Source organism: Streptomyces orinoci (assembly GCF_003121295.1).
GTDB classification, from domain to species: Bacteria; Actinomycetota; Actinomycetes; order Streptomycetales; family Streptomycetaceae; genus Streptomyces; species Streptomyces orinoci.
The window spans coordinates 1,006,909-1,024,586 of sequence record NZ_PHNC01000031.1; the positions used below are offsets into that span (position 1 = coordinate 1,006,909).

Below are 17,678 nucleotides of genomic sequence, written 5' to 3' on the forward strand. Positions count from 1 at the left end.
GTCCGATCCAGCACAGGAGAACCACCCATGTCCCCCGCAGTGGAAAAGATCGAGGCCGACTATGTCGTGGTCGGCGGCGGCACCGCAGGCTCGGTGATCGCCTCCCGGCTCACCGAGGACCCCGGAACCAGCGTCGTGGTCATCGAGGGCGGCCCCTCCGACATCGACCGCCCCGAGGTGCTGACGCTGCGCCGCTGGCTCGGCCTGCTCGGCGGTGAACTGGACTACGACTACCCCACCACCCCCCAGCCGCGCGGCAATTCGCATATCCGGCACAGCCGGGCCAGAGTGCTCGGCGGCTGCTCCTCGCACAACACCCTGATCTCCTTCAAGCCGCTGCCCGGCGACTGGAACGAGTGGGCCGAGGCCGGTGCCGAGGGCTGGGACGCCGAGTCCATGGACCCCTACTTCGGCCGGCTGCGCAACAACATCGTCCCGGTGGACGAGAAGGACCGCAACGCCATCGCCCGCGACTTTGTGGAGGCCGCCCAGCGGGCCGCCGATGTGCCCCGGGTGGAGGGCTTCAACAAGAAGCCCTTCCATGAGGGCGTCGGCTTCTTCGACCTGGCCTACCACCCGGAGAACAACAAGCGCTCCTCCGCCTCCGTCGCCTACCTCCACCCGCATATCGAGGCCGGCGACCGCCCCAACCTCCGCATCCTGCTGGAGACTTGGGTGCACAAGCTGGAGCTGGACGGCAACCGGGCCACCGGCGTCCGCGCCCGTGCCCAGGACGGCACCGAGCTGCTGGTCCGGGCCCGGCGCGAAGTGGTGCTCTGCGCGGGCGCGGTGGACACCCCCCGGCTGCTGCTGCACTCCGGCATCGGCCCCAAGGGCGATCTGACCGCCCTGGGCATCGAGGCCGTCCATGATCTGCCGGGCGTGGGCGAGAATCTGCTGGACCACCCGGAGTCGGTGATCGTCTGGGAGACCGAGGGCCCCATCCCGGAGAACTCGGCGATGGACTCCGACGCGGGCCTGTTCGTCCGCCGGGACCCGGCCTCCAACGGGCCGGATCTGATGTTCCACTTCTACCAGATCCCCTTCACCGACAACCCCGAGCGGCTGGGCTATCGGAAGCCCGAGCACGGGGTGTCGATGACCCCCAACATCCCCAAGCCGCGCAGCCGCGGCCGGCTCTACCTCACCAGCGCCGACCCCGCCGTCAAGCCCGCCCTGGACTTCCGCTACTTCACGGACGAGGCGGACTATGACGCCCGTACCCTGGTGGACGGCATCCGCCTGGCCCGGAAGATAGCCGCCACCGAGCCGCTGGCCGGCTGGCTCAAGCGCGAGGTGTGCCCGGGACCGGAGATCACCGGCGACGAGGAGCTCAGCGAGTACGCGCGCAAGGTCGCGCACACCGTCTACCACCCGGCGGGCACCTGCCGGATGGGCGCCGAGGACGATGAACTGGCCGTGGTGGACCCGCAGTTGCGGATACGCGGCCTGGAGGGTGTGCGGATAGCCGACGCCTCGGTCTTCCCGACCATGCCCGCGGTCAACCCGATGATCGGGGTGCTGATGGTGGGGGAGAAGTGCGCCGAACTGCTTGTCCGGCGCCCCGATGGGAAGGGGGACGCCAAGTGACCGCTTCCGGTAGTAGCACCGGCCGGCCCGTCTTCTCCGTACGCGACCTCTGGAAGGTCTTCGGCCCCAAGGCCGGACGCGTCCCCGGCAGCGAACTGGCCGACCTGGAACCCGAGGAACTGCGCAGCCGCACCGGCTGCACCGTCGCCGTCCGCGATATCTCCTTCGATGTCCGGCCCGGCGAGGTCTTTGTGGTGATGGGCCTGTCCGGCTCCGGCAAGTCCACCCTGGTGCGCTGCCTCACCCGGCTGATAGAGCCCACCAGCGGCACCATCGCCATCGATGGCGAGGACGTCTGCGCCATGGACAAGAACGCGCTGCGCGAGCTGCGCAGACACCGCGCCGCCATGGTCTTCCAGCACTTCGGCCTGCTGCCGCACCGCACCGTGCTGGACAATGTCGCCTACGGCCTGGAGATCCAGGGCATGGCCAAGGCCCAACGCCGCGCCAAGGCCGCCGAGATGGTGGACAAGGTGGGCCTGGGCGGGCTGGAACTGCGCCGCCCCACCCAGCTCTCCGGCGGCCAGCAGCAGCGCGTCGGCCTGGCCCGCGCCCTGGCCGCCGACCCCGAAGTGCTGCTGTTCGACGAGCCCTTCAGCGCCCTGGACCCGCTGATCCGCCGGGATATGCAGGACGAGGTGGTCCGGCTGCACCGGGACGAGGGCCGCACCATGGTCTTCATCACCCATGACCTCTCCGAGGCGCTGCGCGTCGGCGACCGGATCGCGCTGCTGCGCGGCGGCCGCCTGGTGCAGTGCGGCACCCCGGAGGAGATCGTCGGCTCCCCGGCCGACGACTATGTCCGCGACTTCGTCCGCGATGTACCGCGCGAGCAAGTGATCACCGTGCGCCGGGCCATGCGGCCGGCCGCCCGGGGCGAGGCGGACAGCGGCCCCGCGCTCGGCCCCGGCACCACCGTCGCCGACGCCATCGAGCTGGTCGCCCGGGACGGCGGCCCGGCCCGGGTGGTGGAGCGCGGCCGGTGTGTGGGCATGGTGGACTCCGAGTGCCTGCTGCGGGTGGTCGCCGGGCTGGACGGCCGGGAACGGATCGAGAAAGCCGCGGCATGAGCATCACCGGTACCACCACTTCCCCCGTGGCCGTCCTGCCGGCCGCCGCCGCCCGGCTGCTGCGCCGGCCCGCCGCCCGCAAGGTGCTGGCCGTGCTGCTGGCCGGGGCGCTGCTGGCTCCCGTCGCCAACTCCCTGTGGGGCAGCGGCAGTTGGCCGCACCAGCTGACCGTCTCGCTGACCGGTCCGCTGGGCCGGGCCAATGACTGGATCGTGGACAACCGCGACAGCCACTGGGTCTTCCTGTACTTCTTCGGCTATATCAGCGAGGCCATCATCGGCTCGGTCCGGGCCGTCTATCTGGTGCTGCTGGCCCTGGGCTGGGCCGGGGTCACCGCGGCGGCCGGACTGATCGCCTGGCGGGCCGCCGGGATGAAGGCCGCCGTCACGGCGCTGGTCTCCTTCTCGGTGTGCGGCCTGCTGGGCATGTGGGTGCCCACCATGCGCACCCTGGCCCTGATGATCGTCGCGGTGGCCGCGTCCATTGTGGTGGGCGCGCTGCTGGGACTGGCCGCCGGGCTCTCGGAGCGGGTGTTCCGCCTGCTGCGGCCGGTCCTGGACACCATGCAGGCACTGCCCGCCTTCGCCTATCTGCTGCCCGTGGTGCTGGTCTTCGGCATCGGTGTGGCCCCCGCGGTGCTGGCCACCGTGGTCTATGCCGCCCCGCCGATGGCGCGGCTCACCGCGCTGGGCCTGCGCTCCACGGACCGGGGCGTGCTGGAGGCGGTGGAGTCCCTGGGCGCCACCGGCACCCAGCGGCTGCTCACCGCCCGGCTCCCGCTGGCCCGCCGGCAGCTGCTGCTGGGCGTCAACCAGACCATCATGATGGCGCTGTCCATGGCCGTGATCGCCTCGGTGATCGGCGCGGACGGCCTGGGCGACCGCGTCTACCAGGCCCTGTCCACGGTGGATGTGGGCGCGGCCCTCGCCGCGGGCATCCCGATCGTGCTGCTGGCGGTCGTGCTGGACCGGATCACCGGTGGCGGCACCGGCCCCGGCCCGCGCCCCGCCCCGGGCCGCGCCCGGATCGCGGCCGGCTGGGCGCTGGCCGCCGCCGTGGTCGTCGGCTGTGCGCTGACCCGTACCCGGACCTGGCCCGACGGCTGGACCGTCACCATCGCGGCCCCGGTCAACCGGGCCAAGGACTGGATGGTGGACCACCTCTACAGCGGCATCCCCGGCATCGGCGGCACCGCCGACTGGGCCGCCCACTACACCGGCTGGGTCCTGGACCCGCTCCGGGACGGCCTCCAGGCCCTTCCCTGGTGGGCCGCCCTCCTCCTGGCCGCCCTCCTCGCCTGGCCCATCGGCACCTGGCGCACCACCCTCACCGCCGTGCTCTCCCTCGCCGCCATCGGCGTACTGGGCCGCTGGGACGCCGCCATGGACACCCTCTCCCAGGTGCTGGCCGCCGTGGCCGTCACCCTGCTGATCGGCTTTGCGGTGGCCGTCGCCGTCGCCCGCAGCACCCGGGTGGAACGGCTGCTGCGCCCGGTACTGGACGTCTTCCAGACCATGCCGCAGTTTGTCTACCTCATCCCGGTGGTCGCCCTGTTCGGCGTGGGCCGGGCCCCGGCCGCCGCCGCGGCCGTGGTCTATGCGCTGCCCGCCGTGATCCGCATCGCGGGCCAGGGGCTGCGCCGGGCCGACCCCTCGGCCATGGAGTCGTCCCGCTCGCTCGGCGCCACCAGCGGGCAGCAACTGCTGCACGTCCAGTTCCCGCTGGCCCGCGCGGAGTTGCTGCTGGCCGTCAACCAGGCCGTGGTGCTGGTGCTGTCCGTGGTCATCATCGGCGGCCTGGTCGGCGGCGGGGCCCTCGGCTACGACGTGGTCTTCGGCCTGGCCCAGGGCGACCTGGCCACCGGCCTGGTGGCCGGGGTGTCCATCGCCTGTCTGGGACTGATGCTGGACCGGGTCACCCAGCCGACGAAGGGAGCGCGCGATGCGTCCTCGTAAGACCCTGATCGCCGCCGCCGCGCTCGGCCTGCTGGCCGTCACCGGCTGCGGTGCCGCCGATATGACCAAGCAGGGCTCGCCCTACGCCAATGCCGCGGGCATCAAGAGCGTCACCCTCTCCGTGCAGTCCTGGGTGGGCGCCCGGGCCAACGCCGCGGTGGCGCAATACCTGTTGGAGCATGAACTCGGCTACCGGGTGGACACCGTGCAGGTGGACGAGGTGCCCGCCTGGGACGCGCTCAGCCAGGGCCGGGTGGACGCCATTCTGGAGGACTGGGGCCACCCCGACCAGGAAAAGCGCTATGTGACCGACAAGAAGACGGTGGTGGACGGCGGACAGCTGGGCGTCACCGGCCATATCGGCTGGTGGGTGCCCAAGTACTTCGCCGACGCCCACCCCGATGTCACCGACTGGAAGAACCTGAACAAATACGCCGGCCAACTGCACACCCCGGAAAGCGGCGGCAAGGGCCAGCTGCTGGACGGTTCGCCGTCCTATGTCACCCATGACAAGGCGCTGGTGAACAACCTCAAGCTGAACTACCAGGTGGTGTTCGCCGGTTCCGAGGCGGCCCAGATCACCCAGATCAAGCAGTTCGCCAAGGAGAAGCGGCCGTTCCTGACCTACTGGTACGAGCCGCAGTGGCTGTTCAACGAAGTGCCCATGGTGGAGGTGAAGTTGCCGCCCTACAACGCGGACTGCGACGCCAAGGGAACCAAGGACCCCTCCTCGGTGGACTGCGCCTATCCCACCACCCCCCTGAAGAAGTTCTTCAACGCCGGCTTCACCCGCAACGGCGGGGCGGCCGCCCGGTTCCTGAAGAAATTCCACTGGACCAAACAGGACCAGAACGAGGTCGCCCAGCTGATGGCCGAGGACAAGCTGTCCGCGGAGGAGGCGGCCAAGCGATGGGTTCACACACATCCGGAGGTGTGGAAAGCATGGTTGTGACGGCAACAGGTCGTCAGGACGCGAGTGATCCCTATGAAACCGTCGGGACCGCCGTGGTGCACGACATCTTCACCGAGACCGCGGCCCGGCTGGCCGGCCAGTACCTGGCCCTGGCCGACGCCACCCCCGACGAGACCGAGAGCGGCCGCCTGCGCGAGCGTGCCATGCGCCTGCTCACCCTCAAGCGCACGGTCCCGGCGGACGACCGGGCCCAGCTGATCGCCTATATCCGGCTGTGGCGGGGCGAGTTGGAGTCGCTCAAGGGGATGGCCCGGTAGCCGCGGACCGGCCCTGGCGTCAGGCTTCGCGCAGCTCCCGGGCGCTGTCGGCCAGGGCCGTCATGGACTTGTGGTGCTGGCCTCCGCCGAAGGTGACCCGGGTGGCGCCCAGTTGACCCAGTTCCCGGGGCGAGGGGCCGGTGGGCAGGGCGAGGGCGTTCACCGGGAGGGTGACCTCCGCCGCGAACCCGGCCAGCTGCTCCGCCGGGGCCAGGATCGGGTAGAGGCAGTCGGCACCGGCCTCGGTGTAGCGGCGGGCCCGGTCCAGGGCCTGGCCGGGGTCGGCCACCCCGTGCAGAAAGGTGTCCACCCGGGCGTTGATGAACAGCGCCTCGCCCGCCTCGGCCCGTACCGCCGCCAGGTAATCGGCCTGCTCCGCCGGGTCCTTGAGCCGCCCGGTGCGGTGGTCGCTGTCCTCCAGGTTGCAGCCCACGGCGCCGGTCTCCAGCAGCCGCTCCACCAGCTCCTTCGGCGGCAGGCCGTAGCCCGACTCCACATCCGCGGTGACCGGGACCGGTACGGCCCGGACGATACGGGCGATGGCGGCGAACATCTCGGCGGCCGGTGCCTCGCCGTCCTCGTACCCCAGCGCCGCCGAGACCCCCGCGCTCGGCGTGGCCAGGGCCGGGAAACCGGCCTCGGCGAAGACCCTGGCACTGGCCGCGTCCCAGGGGCCGGGCAGCACCAGCGGATCACCAGTGGCCCGGCCGTGATGCAGGGCGCGCAGCGTGGCGGCGGTCATCGCTGGTGTCCCGGGGGAGTGCGGAAGGCGACATTGAAGCGGTTCCAGAAGTTGATGACGCCGATCAGCGAGACCAGATGGGAGAGCTGGGTGGGGTCGAAGTGCTCGGCGGCGCGGGCATAGACCTCGTCGGGGACAAAGCCGTCGGTGAGCACGGTGACCGCCTCGGTGAGGGCGAGCGCGGCCCGCTCCGCCTCGGTGTAGATGCCGGTGGCCTCCTCCCAGGCGGCCAGCAGATGGATGCGCTCCTCGCGCTCGCCGCCCGCCAGCGCGTCCTTGATGTGCATATCGATGCAGTAGGCACAGTGGTTGAGCTGCGAGGCGCGGATCAGGATGAGTTCGACCAGGGCGGGGTCAAGGCCCTTCTTGGCGGCGCCGGTTGCGGCGTACATCGCCTGGTAGACCTCGGCGGGCAGCTTGCCCTGACGGGGCGACGACATGACGGACTTCTCACTTTCTCGGGTTCTGGGATTCCCCGGCGGGGTCAGTGCTTGACCGGGGCCGCCCGGTAGGTACCGGGGGTCATCCGGGTGGTGACGCCGATCCGGTTCCAGGCGTTGATGGCGACGATCACGCCGAGGACATGGGCGAGTTCGGTCTCCTCGAAGTGCTCGGCGGCGCGGGCCCAGACCTCGTCGGGGACAAAGCCGTCGGTGAGCACGGTGACCGCCTCGGTGAGGGCGAGCGCGGCCCGCTCCCGGTCGGTGTAATAACCGGCCGCCTCCTCCCAGGCGTTGAGCAGATGGACGCGCTCCGGCCGCTCACCGCCTGCCAGGGCGTCCTTGGTGTGCATATCGATGCAGAAGGCACAGCGATTGAGCTGCGAGGCACGAATCTTGATCAGCTCGACCAGGGTGGGATCCAGGTCCTTCTTGGCCGCGGCCTCGACGCCGGCCAGCGCCCGGTGGACCTCGGGGGCGAGCCGTGCGAAGTGCATCCGCGGGCCGTGTGCGTTCGTCATGGCACCGACGCTACGCCGCATCAGGCCCATCGGTATGGTCCATTCCCATGACGGATTCCTGGGCCACTTCGGCGGCGGTGGCGGGCGTTGACCTGCATCTGGACCTGACCGGTCCGGGCGGGGTGCGGGCTGCGCTGATCCGTGCCCTGCGGGAGGCGGTGCGCTCCGGGCGGCTGGCGGCCGGCACCCGGCTGCCCTCCTCCCGCTCGCTCGCCGCCGACCTGGGGCTGGCCCGTAACACCGTCGCCGACGCCTATGGCGACCTGGTCGCCGAGGGATGGCTGACCGCCCGGCAGGGCTCCGGCACCCGGGTCGCGCCCCGTCCGGCACCCCGCCCGGCGGGCCGGCGGCCCCGTCCGGCGCCGGCCGCCGCCGGGCCCGCATACGATCTGCGGCCCGGCTCCCCGGATGTGTCCGCCTTCCCCCGCGCCGCCTGGCTGGCCGCCGCCCGCCGGGCCCTGGGCGCCGCCCCCCACTCGGCCTTCGGCTATGGCAACGGGCAGGGGCGCCCCGAGCTGCGGGCCGCGCTCGCCGACTATCTGGCGCGGGCCCGCGGGGTACGGGCCGACCCGGAACGGATCGTGCTCTGCGGCGGCTTTATGCAGGGCCTGGCCCTGCTGGGCCGGGTGCTGCGGGCGCGCGGCATACGGGAGATCGGGATGGAGCGGTACGGGCTGTGGATGCACCACCGCACCCTGGAGCGGGAGGGGCTGGCGCCATACCCGCTGCCCCTGGACCAACACGGCGCGGTGGTCGGGGAGTTGGACGGCCGCCCGGGGCTGCGGGCGGTGCTGCTCAGCCCGGCCCACCAGTTCCCCACCGGGGTTCCGCTGCACCCCGGCCGACGGTCGGCGGTGGTGGAGTGGGCGTCCCGGACCGACGGGCTGATCCTGGAGGACGACTACGACGGGGAGTTCCGCTACGACCGGCAGCCGGTCGGCGCGCTCCAGGGGCTGGCGCCGGAGCAGGTCGTCTACTGCGGCACGGCCAGCAAGTCGCTGGCGCCCGCGCTGCGCATGGGCTGGCTGGTGCTGCCGGAACACCTGGTGGAGGAGGTGCTGGAGCTCAAGTGGACGGGGGAGTGGGGCGGCAGCGCGCTGGACCAGCTGACCCTGGCGGAGTTCCTCACCTCGGGGGCGTACGACCGGCATGTGCGCTCGATGCGGCTGCGCTACCGCAGGCGGCGGGACCAGCTGGTGGCGGCGCTGGCCGAGCGGGCGCCGCATATCGGGGTCACCGGGATCGCGGCCGGGCTCCATGTGGTGCTCCGGCTGCCACCGGGCACGGAGCAGGCCACCCTGCAGGCGGCGGCCTGGGAGGGGCTGGCGGTGGACGGGCTGGGGCGGTTCCGGTACGGCGGGGAGGGTGAGGGGGCTTTCGACGGGCTGATCGTGGCCTATGGGACGCCGCCGGAGCATGCGTTCTCGGGGGCGGTGGAGGCGTTGCTCCGTGCCTTGCCGGGCTCCGCCGGGGGGTGAGGGACGGCGGCCGACGGCCCGGCACAACGGTTGTCCTAGGCGTCCGTACTGTCCCAACAAGCCCTGTTCTGTGCTGAGATGGGTTCGCGAGAAGTTGATCAATGGGTGTTATTCTCGGCCGCCTTGGCGTGAAACATCCGCCATGCGATCGGGGGCGGCGGTGCGGGGGTATTCCATGCCGTCCGAATCCCCTCATACGGAGGGAATCTGCGTGAAGCAGAAGTTGGTCAAGACGCTTATGGCTGCCGTGGCAGTCCCGGTGCTGATGGCGGTGGCTTCGGCACCGGCCCAGGCGAACGGCTGGGTGACGTGGAAGAACGTCAAGACGGGTAACTACCTTCTTTACGACGGCAATGGCAACGTCAAGGGCGGCTGGGCCACGCCGGGGACGACCGACTGGCAGTACAACTGGTACGACTTCCAGAACAGTGACGGCAGCTACAACGAGGCCCCCGGCGGCGGCAACTGCCTGACGGGCTACTACCGCCAGGTGTACACCGAAAGCTGCAACGCCCGTCCCGACCAGACGAACTGGTGGCAGCGCTGGTACGAGATCTCGACCTCCTCGGGCTGGAAGCTGAAGAACCGTCAGACCGGTTACATCCTGGACGACGAGGGCCACGGCGGCATCTACGCCAACGTCAACGACGTCAACTCGTCCGAGAACCAGCGCTGGCGCTGATCCCGGGCAGCCGCGGGCGGCAGTCCCGCGGCCAATTGACCGGAAGGGCTTGTCGAATCGATTCGGCAGGCCCTGCCTCAGTCGCTCCGGCTCTCACTTGCCGCCCGCGAGGATCTTCCTGGCCGCTGCCGTATTCCGCTGCTGCCGCTGCCGCATCTCGTCCAGGTGCTGGGCCTGCTTCCGGCTGATCTGCTGCTGATAGGCGGCGTTGACCAGCGCGATGGTCTGCAAGTAACCCGTCTGACGCTTGCACTTGATGTCAGTGACGGCGACCTCGATCTCGGCGGGGGAGGGTGGCGGCAGGCTCGCTCCCTTCGGCGTGGGCAGGCCCCGGCCCAGAAGCGTCCGGTCGTGCCCGGGGGCCAGCGGATTCGGGTAGAGGAACCCGGAATCCTTCATGCAGGCACTCCACTTGGCTGTCACGGACCGGACCCGGCTGTCGCCCTGAGCGGCGGTGAGGGCCTCCGACCGGTACTGCTGGAGCAGCGTGAACATCGTTTCCGGACTCTTGCCGAGCAGCTTCTCGCGTGCTTCTCCCTCGCAGCCGAGCTTGCCCTTGCGGGGGTCGTCGAAGAACGCCTGGGCCACCGCCGGCGGAATATCGCCGTCGGCCTGCTGCCCGGCCCCGGGACTCGCCGATGGGGCGGGGGACGGAGCGGTGGCCGGGGACGGCTCCCGGTAGCCGGAGACCTTTACGGTTTTCAGGTCCATGACGCCGAAAATCACATAGGGAGCCGGCTGCTCAGGGCCTTTGTCCAGCTTCAGCGAGGCGGGCAGTTCCAGCCCCTTGGCGCGCATGCACTGCTGACCGAGCACCGTCTGGGCCTGGGCGAGCAGCGCCTCGTCCGCCGCCGAGTCATATGCGTCCAGCGGGAAGGTCATGGAACCGTCGGGCCGGATGGCGGCGCTGCCGCCCTTGAAGTCGAGCGGCTTGGACGGGTCTTCGTCAGCGCCCTTGGCCAGTGGCGGAATTGACGGTTCCGGTCCGGAGATGTCGGGCAGGGCGGCCGCCTTGCCGGGTTGTGAGCCTCCCGCGCTCCCGGAGCCGCCGCAACCCGCGATCGAAGTGACGGCCACCAGGACGGTGCTGGCCAGCCACAGTGGCTTGAATTGATTTATCGATCTCATTTGGACCGAGTGTGACAGAGGGCTGTCCACACCGGGCAATCGGACGCCGTCCAGGGGTACTTAGCCCGCATCCGCACCGGAGGCGCCCGGCGCTTCCCCGAAGCGGGCCAGGGCCAGTGCCCCCAGCACCGCCAAGGTGAAGCCCGCGATGGCCAGTGGGGCCAGGCCCTCGCGGGTGCGGTCGCCCAGCCAGGCGACGCCCACCAGCGCCGGGCCCACCGTCTCCCCGATCACCATCCCCGCCGTGGCGGCCGTCACCGAGCCGCGCTGCAAGGCGGAGGTGAGCAGCAGAAACGCCGCCCCGCCGCCCAACAGCAGGGCGTAGACAGCCGGGTTGGCCAGCAACTCGGCAGGAGAGAAGCCGTCGATCAGCCGGACCGCGACCTCCACCACACCGAAGCCCAGCCCCGCCCCCAGTCCCAGCACCGCCGCCCGGGCCCGCCCCGGCAGCCGGCCGCCCAGCGCGCCGATGCCCAGCACCGCGGCGGCCACCGCCAGCACCCCCAGGCGCAGGGCCTGGGAGCCGGTGCGGTGGCCCTCCGCGCCCGAGGCCAGGCCCAGCATGGCCAGGCCGCCGCAGACCACGGCCACCGCCGCCCACTCCACCCCGCGCAGCCGTACCTTGAGCACCTCGGCCGCCACCACCGCCGTCACCGCCAGGCTGGCGGCCAGCGCCGCGCCCACCGCGTAGATCGGCAGGGTGCGCAGGGCCACCAGCTCCAGCAGGAAGCCCAGGCCGTCCAGGGCCAGTCCGGCCAGATAGCGCCACTGGCGGGCCGCCCGTACCAGCAGCACCGGGTCCACCCCGGAGCCGCTGCCGGGGGCGGCGGCCCGGGCGGCCACGGCCTGGAGGACGGAGGCGGTGCCGAAGCAGACCGCGGAGCCGAGAGCGCAGAGCATGCCGAGGATCACGGCGCCGACTCTAGGCCCGGCGGCGTCCTCAGCGGAACGCGTGCACCAGGTGGCCGCTGGGCACCGGCTCGTCCGGCCAGCGGCCCAGACCCCGGCCCACCTCGGCGAAGTCGTCCCGCTCCAGCCGCCAGCCGCGTGCGGAGAACAGCGGCTCCGGGTCGTCGGTGCCGTAGTGCCAGGCGGCGCCCCGCTCGGCCATTGCGTCGAGCATGGGGCGGGAGGCCGGATCCCGCAGCAGTTCCCCGCTCACAAAGTCGGTCAGCAGATGGCTGCCGGGCGCGGACAGCGCGGTGACCCGGTCGAACAGCCGCAGTACATCGGCCTCATGGAGGTACTGGGTGAGCCCCTCGACCAGCCAGCAGGTGGGCTCCCCGGGCCGGAAACCGGCCGCGGTGAGGGCGGTGGGCCAGTCGGCGGCCAGGTCCACGGGGACGGCGACCCGGCGGCAGCGGGGCGCGGGCGCGTCCGCCAGCCGTTTCTCCTTGAGGGCGAGCAGCTCCGGCCGGTCGGCCTCGAAGACCGTGCTGCCGTCCGGGAAGGGCAGCCGGTAGGCGCGGGTGTCCATGCCCGCGGCCAGCAGGGCCAGTTGACGGGGGCCGCCCTCGGCGGTGGTGACGGCGGTGAGCAGATCGTCGAAGTAGCGGGTGCGCACCGCGATCGCGGGCACATCACCGAACTCCTCGATGAGCTCCCGCCCGGCGTCCCCGGCCAGCACGGCGGCCAGCGGATCGTCGAAGAGCCGGTCGGGGCGGGTGGATTCGCGGCCGCGCAGGGCGGCGGTGAGCAGGGCGGTGTCGGCCACGGGGTCGAGTCCGGGCATATCGGTGTTCCTTTCGTGCGGTGAGACCGAGGCCGCCAGGCTGCCCCAACTCCGGCCCTCGCGGCGGCAATCAGCGGCCCGGTGCGTAAAAGCGACACCCGGATACCGTTGTCCGGTGGAATCAGTCGCCCTGGACGCCCTGGACAGACAGTTGATACATGCCCTGCAGCTGGACGGCCGGGCCTCCTTCAGCCGGATCGCCGCCGTGCTGGACACCTCCGACCGCACGGTGGCCCGCCGCTATCAACGGCTGCGCGCCGCGGGCGCGTTGCGTGTGGTGGGGGTGCCGGACGCGCGCCGGCTGGGCATGCTGGAGTGGTTCGTCCGCATCCAGTGCGCCCCCCAGGCGGCGATCCCGGTGGCCGACGCGCTGGTGCGGCGGGCGGACACCTCCTGGGTGGGGCTGTCCTCCGGCGGCACCGAGATCACCTGTGTGATCCAGGCCCGGGAGGGCTCGATCGGCGGCAGCCTGCTGCTGCCCAAGCTGCCCCGTACCTCGCTGCTGACCTCGGTGACCGCCCAGTGCGGGCTGCGCCCGGTGGCCGGGGAGAAGGGCTGGTCCGGCCGTACCTCGGCCTTGTCGCCGGAACAGCGGGCGGCGCTGGCCCGGCCGGTGGACCCGTCCCGCGCCGTCCGGCTGACCGAGGCGGACGAGCGGCTGTTCGGGGTGCTGGCCACGGACGGCCGGGCCGCGGTGCCCGAGCTGGCCGCCGCCACCGGCTGGTCGCAGTCCTCGGTCCGGCGCCGGCTGGAGGAGCTGCGGCGGGCGGGGGCGCTCCGCCTGGATGTGGAGATCGACCCGGTGCTCTACGGCCGGGGCTTCGGGGCGATGCTCTGGCTCACCGTGCTGCCCGCCGAGCTGGACCGGGTGACCGGCGCGCTGGCCACCCACTCCGAAGTGGCCTACGCGGCCGTCACCACCGGCCGGAGCAATGTGGTGGCCGTGCTCGCCTGCCGGGACGCCGACGCCCTCTATGACTACCTGGCCATCAAGGTGGGCGCCCTGCCCGGTGTGCTGGGCGCCGAGACGGTCCCGGTCACCCGGCACATCAAGCGGGCGGGCACCGTGTCGGCGCCCGCCCGGTAGGGCCGGTCCGGCTCAGGAGGAGGCCAGCACCGCCCGCAGCTGGCTCAGCCCCCAGTCCAGGTCCTCCTTGCTGATCACCAGCGGGGGAGCGATCCGGATGGTGGAGCCATGGGTGTCCTTGACCAGGACGCCGCGCTCCATCAGCCGCTCGGAGATCTCCCGGCCGGTGCCCAGGCCGGGGTCGATGTCCACCCCGGCCCACAGCCCCCGGCCGCGTACCGCCCGCACCGCGCCCGCGGTGGCCAGCAGGCCCAGTTCCCGGTGCAGATGCTCGCCCAGTTCGGCGGCGCGCTCCTGGAACTCGCCGGAGCGCAGGATGGCGATCACCTCCAGGGCCACCGCGCAGGCCAGTGGGTTGCCGCCGAAGGTGGAGCCGTGCTCGCCGGGGCGGAAGACGCCCAGCACCTCGCGGGAGGCGACCACCGCGGAGACCGGCACCACGCCGCCGCCCAGCGCCTTGCCCAGGACATAGACATCCGGCACCACGTCCTCGTGCTCACAGGCGAAGGTCCTGCCGGTGCGGCCCAGGCCGGACTGGATCTCATCGGCGATGAACAGCACATTCCGCTCGGCGGTCAGCCGCCGTACCCCCGCCAGATAGCCGGGCGGCGGCACCAGCACCCCGGCCTCGCCCTGGATCGGCTCCAGCAGCACGGCCACCGTGTGCTCGTCGATCGCCGCCTCCAGGGCGGCCAGGTCGCCATAGGGAACGATCTCGAAGCCGGGGGTGTAGGGGCCGTAGTCGGCGCGCGCCTCCGGGTCCGTGGAGAAGCTGACGATGGTGGTGGTGCGGCCGTGGAAGTTGTTGTCGGCGACGATGATCTTCGCCTTGCCGTCCGGTACGCCCTTGACCCGGTAGCCCCATTTGCGCGCGGTCTTCACCGCCGTTTCCACCGCCTCCGCGCCGGTGTTCATCGGCAGCACCATCTCCTTGCCGCAGAGCGCGGCCAGTTCACTGCAGAACCGGGCGAAGCGGTCGTGATGGAAGGCGCGCGAGGTGAGCGTGACCCGGTCCAGCTGGGCCTTGGCGGCGTTGATCAAACGGGAGTTGCCATGGCCGAAGTTGAGCGCCGAGTACCCGGCGAGCATGTCGAGGTAGCGGCGCCCCTCGACATCGGTCATCCACGCCCCCTGAGCGCTGGCCACCACCACCGGCAGCGGATGGTAGTTGTGGGCACTGTGAGCCTCGGCGGCGGCGATGCTGCGTTCCGTGGATGCGGGTGGCGTAGCGGTCAACGTGCTCTCCGTTCAAGGTCGGCGCATGCTGTCTGACGCCTTTCTAACACCGGGAACCGGCCATGTGACCGGGCCGTCGGCAAGGAAGAGCCGCCGCACCTGAGAGAATGAGGGCATGGCTCTTGATCGTCCGCGCGCGCTCTCCGGTATCCAGCCCACGGCCGGCTCGTTCCACCTCGGCAACTACCTCGGTGCCGTCCGGCAGTATGTGGCGCTGCAGGAGAGCCATGACGCGTTCTACATGGTCGTGGACCTGCATGCGATCACCGTGCCGCAGGACCCGGCCGAGCTGCGGGCCAACACCCGCGTCGCCGCGGCCCAGCTGCTGGCCGCCGGCCTGGACCCGGACCGCTGCACCCTGTTCGTCCAGAGCCATGTGCCCGAGCATGCGCAGCTTGCCTGGGTGATGAACTGCCTCACCGGCTTCGGCGAGGCCTCCCGGATGACCCAGTTCAAGGACAAGGCGGCCCGGCAGGGCGCCGACCGCACCACGGTCGGCCTGTTCACCTATCCCATCCTCCAGGTCGCCGACATCCTGCTGTACCAGGCGAACGCGGTTCCGGTGGGTGAGGACCAGCGTCAGCATGTGGAACTCACCCGGGACCTGGCCGAGCGCTTCAACGCCCGCTTCGGTGACACCTTCGTCCTGCCCGCCGCGCATATCGTCCGCGAGACCGCCAAGATCTACGACCTCCAGGACCCCACGGCCAAGATGAGCAAGTCGGCCGCCTCGCCCAAGGGCCTGATCAATCTGCTGGACGAGCCCAAGGTCTCGGCCAAGAAGATCAAGAGCGCGGTCACCGACACCGACACCGTGATCCGCTTCGACCGCGAGCAGAAGCCGGGTGTCAGCAACCTGCTGACCATTTACTCCACCCTCACCGGCACCACAATCGCCGAACTGGAGCGGAACTACGAGGGCAAGGGCTACGGTGCGCTCAAGACCGACCTCGCCGAGGTCATGGTGGAGTGGGTGACCCCCTTCCGCACCCGCACCCAGGAGTACCTGGATGACCCGGAGACCCTGGACTCGATCCTGGCCAAGGGTGCCGAGAAGGCCCGCGCCGTGGCGGCCGAGACCCTGGCCCAGGCGTACGAGAAGGTGGGCTTCCTGCCCGCCAAGCACTGACGCCACGGCACTGACGCACGGACGCGCGCCGGGACGGCCGGGGACATCTGGCAGCGGCCCGGCGCAGCCGCCACACTGACCACGGGGACACAGGCGCACAGGAGGGAGAACTCGATGGGGACCGTGACGCTCGGCGTTTCGATCGCCGTCCCGGAGCCCTACGGAAGCTTCCTCCAGAAGCGCCGCGAGGGCTTCGGCGACCCGCATGCGCACGGCATCCCCACGCATATCACCCTGCTGCCGCCCACCGAGGTGGACGCCGCCGCGCTGCCGGAGGTGGAGGCGCACCTGGCCGAGGTGGCCGCGCTCGGCCGGCCCTTCCCGATGCGGCTGTCCGGCACCGGCACCTTCCGCCCGCTGTCCCCGGTGGTCTTTGTCAAGGTGGCCGAGGGCTCGGCGGACTGCGCCTGGCTGCAGAAGCGGGTACGGGACGCGGCCGGCCCGCTGGCCAGGGAGCTCCAGTTCCCGTACCACCCGCATGTCACCGTGGCCCATGGCATCTCCGAGGAGGCCATGGACCGCGCCTATGCCGAGCTGGCGGACTACGAGGCGGCCTGGACCATTGAGGGCTTCGCGCTCTATGAGCAGGGAGAGGACGGTATCTGGCGCCTCGAGCGCGACTTTCCCTTTGGGGCCGGGGTGAGCCCGGCGGCGCCGGTGGTACCCCGCCAGGCCGGAGCCTTCCCGCAGGCCCGCCGGGTGTGAACTGCCCCGGGGCAACCGGGGTAAGCGTCGGATCATGGACTGGCTCACTGGCCTCCCGCTGATCGGACCCCCGCTGGCCCGCCTGATGCGCACCCACGCCTGGCGCTCCTACGAGACCCTGATGCGGGTCAAATGGAACCGGCTGGCCGCCACCATCACCTTCACCAGCTTCCTCGCCCTGTTCCCGCTGCTCACCGTGGGTGCGGCCATTGGTGCGGCGCTGCTCAGCGCGGACCGGGTGCGCTCGCTGGAGGGCGATATCGCCAAACAGGTCCCGGGCCTGTCCAGCAGCCTGGACCTGGGCTCCTTTGTGGACAACGCGGGCACGGTGGGGGTGGTGGCCGGGGCGCTGCTGCTGTTCACCGGCGTGGGCTGGGTGAGCTCCCTGCGGGAGTGCCTGCGCGCCGTCTGGGAGCTGGAGGAGGACCCCGGCAACCCGGTGCTGCTCAAGCTCAAGGACGCGGCCGTGCTGGTGGGCCTGGGCTGTGTGCTGCTGCTGTCCCTGGCCTGCTCGGCCTTCGCCTCGGCCGGGGTGACCTGGGCCGCCCACCGGGCCGGGCTGCCCGGTCCCGTACTGTCCGTGGCCGGCGTCCTGGTGGCCGTGCTGGCCGACTTCCTGGTGATGCTCTATGTGCTCTCCCGGCTGCCCGGGGTGCTGCCGCCCCGGCGCCGCCTGCTGGTCGGGGCGCTGATCGGGGCGGTCGGCCTGGAGGTGCTCAAGCTGGTGCTCAGCGGCTATCTGGGCCATGTGGCCGCCAAGAGCATGTACGGCGCGTTCGGCACACCGGTCGCCCTGCTGCTGTGGATCAACTTCATGGCCCGGCTGACCCTTTACTGCGCGGCCTGGACGGCGACCAAAAGCGCACGGTCACCCGCGCCCCGTTAGGGGCGCGGGGCAGCGAATAGCTGCGGCTCCGCCGCGTGGGCGCGACAAGCCACCCACGACCCGGTGG

General features: G+C 71.5%; 18 protein-coding genes. 11 read left to right on the forward strand and 7 right to left on the reverse strand.

What is annotated here, in order from left to right; all coding sequences use genetic code 11:
- Nucleotides 1-27: 27 nt before the first annotated feature.
- From CV755_RS26915 to CV755_RS26935, 5 genes are read left to right on the forward strand one after another with little or no spacing between them, the layout of a single operon-like run.
- A complete protein-coding gene (locus CV755_RS26915; protein ID WP_109282845.1) occupies nucleotides 28-1,590 on the forward strand; it encodes a GMC family oxidoreductase in 1,563 nt (520 codons plus the stop codon).
- A complete protein-coding gene (locus CV755_RS26920) occupies nucleotides 1,587-2,660 on the forward strand; it encodes a quaternary amine ABC transporter ATP-binding protein (RefSeq protein ID WP_193553485.1) in 1,074 nt (357 codons plus the stop codon). Before CV755_RS26915 ends, CV755_RS26920 begins: the two co-directional genes overlap by 4 nt.
- On the forward strand, nucleotides 2,657-4,615 hold the full coding sequence (locus CV755_RS26925) for an ABC transporter permease subunit (RefSeq protein WP_109282847.1): 1,959 nt from the start codon (nucleotides 2,657-2,659) through the stop codon (nucleotides 4,613-4,615). The genes CV755_RS26920 and CV755_RS26925 overlap by 4 nt, the downstream gene beginning before the upstream one ends.
- Nucleotides 4,602-5,567: an ABC transporter substrate-binding protein gene (locus CV755_RS26930; RefSeq protein ID WP_109282848.1), complete on the forward strand. Its 966-nt coding sequence runs from the start codon at nucleotides 4,602-4,604 to the stop codon at nucleotides 5,565-5,567. Before CV755_RS26925 ends, CV755_RS26930 begins: the two co-directional genes overlap by 14 nt.
- On the forward strand, nucleotides 5,558-5,845 hold the full coding sequence (locus CV755_RS26935) for a hypothetical protein (RefSeq protein ID WP_153068756.1): 288 nt from the start codon (nucleotides 5,558-5,560) through the stop codon (nucleotides 5,843-5,845). The genes CV755_RS26930 and CV755_RS26935 overlap by 10 nt, the downstream gene beginning before the upstream one ends.
- Before the next feature lie 19 nt (nucleotides 5,846-5,864).
- Here the strand turns inward: CV755_RS26935 and CV755_RS26940 are convergent, their stop codons facing one another.
- From CV755_RS26940 to CV755_RS26950, 3 genes are read right to left on the reverse strand one after another with little or no spacing between them, the layout of a single operon-like run.
- Entirely contained in the window at nucleotides 5,865-6,587 is a 723-nt protein-coding gene (locus CV755_RS26940; RefSeq protein WP_109282850.1) for an isocitrate lyase/PEP mutase family protein, read from the reverse strand.
- Nucleotides 6,584-7,027: a carboxymuconolactone decarboxylase family protein gene (locus CV755_RS26945; protein WP_109282851.1), complete on the reverse strand. Its 444-nt coding sequence runs from the start codon at nucleotides 7,025-7,027 to the stop codon at nucleotides 6,584-6,586. The genes CV755_RS26940 and CV755_RS26945 overlap by 4 nt, the downstream gene beginning before the upstream one ends.
- Nucleotides 7,028-7,071: 44 nt before the next feature.
- A complete protein-coding gene (locus CV755_RS26950) occupies nucleotides 7,072-7,548 on the reverse strand; it encodes a carboxymuconolactone decarboxylase family protein (protein ID WP_241561409.1) in 477 nt (158 codons plus the stop codon).
- A 47-nt stretch (nucleotides 7,549-7,595) separates the two neighbouring features.
- Between CV755_RS26950 and pdxR the strand changes: the two genes are divergently transcribed.
- Nucleotides 7,596-9,026, forward strand: coding sequence for a MocR-like pyridoxine biosynthesis transcription factor PdxR (gene pdxR / locus CV755_RS26955; RefSeq protein ID WP_109282853.1), 1,431 nt, complete (start codon nucleotides 7,596-7,598; stop codon nucleotides 9,024-9,026).
- Between the two features lie 211 nt (nucleotides 9,027-9,237).
- Nucleotides 9,238-9,708, forward strand: a complete 471-nt coding sequence (locus tag CV755_RS26960; RefSeq protein ID WP_109282854.1) for a hypothetical protein — start codon at nucleotides 9,238-9,240, stop codon at nucleotides 9,706-9,708.
- 93 nt (nucleotides 9,709-9,801) lie between these two features.
- On the opposite strand, the gene CV755_RS26965 is transcribed toward CV755_RS26960, so the two are convergent.
- From CV755_RS26965 to CV755_RS26975, 3 genes are read right to left on the reverse strand one after another with little or no spacing between them, the layout of a single operon-like run.
- Nucleotides 9,802-10,836 (reverse strand): hypothetical protein, encoded by a 1,035-nt coding sequence (locus tag CV755_RS26965; RefSeq protein ID WP_109282855.1) that lies wholly within the window; start codon nucleotides 10,834-10,836, stop codon nucleotides 9,802-9,804.
- Between the two features lie 60 nt (nucleotides 10,837-10,896).
- Nucleotides 10,897-11,736: a hypothetical protein gene (locus CV755_RS26970; protein WP_109283545.1), complete on the reverse strand. Its 840-nt coding sequence runs from the start codon at nucleotides 11,734-11,736 to the stop codon at nucleotides 10,897-10,899.
- Nucleotides 11,737-11,776: 40 nt separating this feature from the next.
- Entirely contained in the window at nucleotides 11,777-12,568 is a 792-nt protein-coding gene (locus CV755_RS26975; RefSeq protein ID WP_109282856.1) for an SAM-dependent methyltransferase, read from the reverse strand.
- Nucleotides 12,569-12,683: 115 nt separating this feature from the next.
- Here CV755_RS26975 and CV755_RS26980 point away from each other — a divergent pair, with 115 nt between their 5' ends.
- A complete protein-coding gene (locus CV755_RS26980; RefSeq protein WP_109282857.1) occupies nucleotides 12,684-13,655 on the forward strand; it encodes an Lrp/AsnC family transcriptional regulator in 972 nt (323 codons plus the stop codon).
- Nucleotides 13,656-13,667: 12 nt separating this feature from the next.
- Here CV755_RS26980 and rocD read toward each other — a convergent pair whose 3' ends face one another.
- On the reverse strand, nucleotides 13,668-14,891 hold the full coding sequence (rocD, locus tag CV755_RS26985) for an ornithine--oxo-acid transaminase (RefSeq protein WP_109282858.1): 1,224 nt from the start codon (nucleotides 14,889-14,891) through the stop codon (nucleotides 13,668-13,670).
- Nucleotides 14,892-15,006: 115 nt separating this feature from the next.
- Here rocD and trpS point away from each other — a divergent pair, with 115 nt between their 5' ends.
- From trpS to CV755_RS27000, 3 genes are all read left to right on the forward strand, one after another.
- Complete coding sequence (gene trpS / locus CV755_RS26990) at nucleotides 15,007-16,020, forward strand: tryptophan--tRNA ligase (protein ID WP_109282859.1); 1,014 nt, start codon at nucleotides 15,007-15,009, stop codon at nucleotides 16,018-16,020.
- 114 nt (nucleotides 16,021-16,134) lie between these two features.
- Complete coding sequence (locus CV755_RS26995) at nucleotides 16,135-16,725, forward strand: 2'-5' RNA ligase family protein (protein WP_109282860.1); 591 nt, start codon at nucleotides 16,135-16,137, stop codon at nucleotides 16,723-16,725.
- A 34-nt stretch (nucleotides 16,726-16,759) separates the two neighbouring features.
- Complete coding sequence (locus CV755_RS27000; RefSeq protein WP_109282861.1) at nucleotides 16,760-17,611, forward strand: YihY/virulence factor BrkB family protein; 852 nt, start codon at nucleotides 16,760-16,762, stop codon at nucleotides 17,609-17,611.
- Nucleotides 17,612-17,678 lie beyond the last annotated feature (67 nt).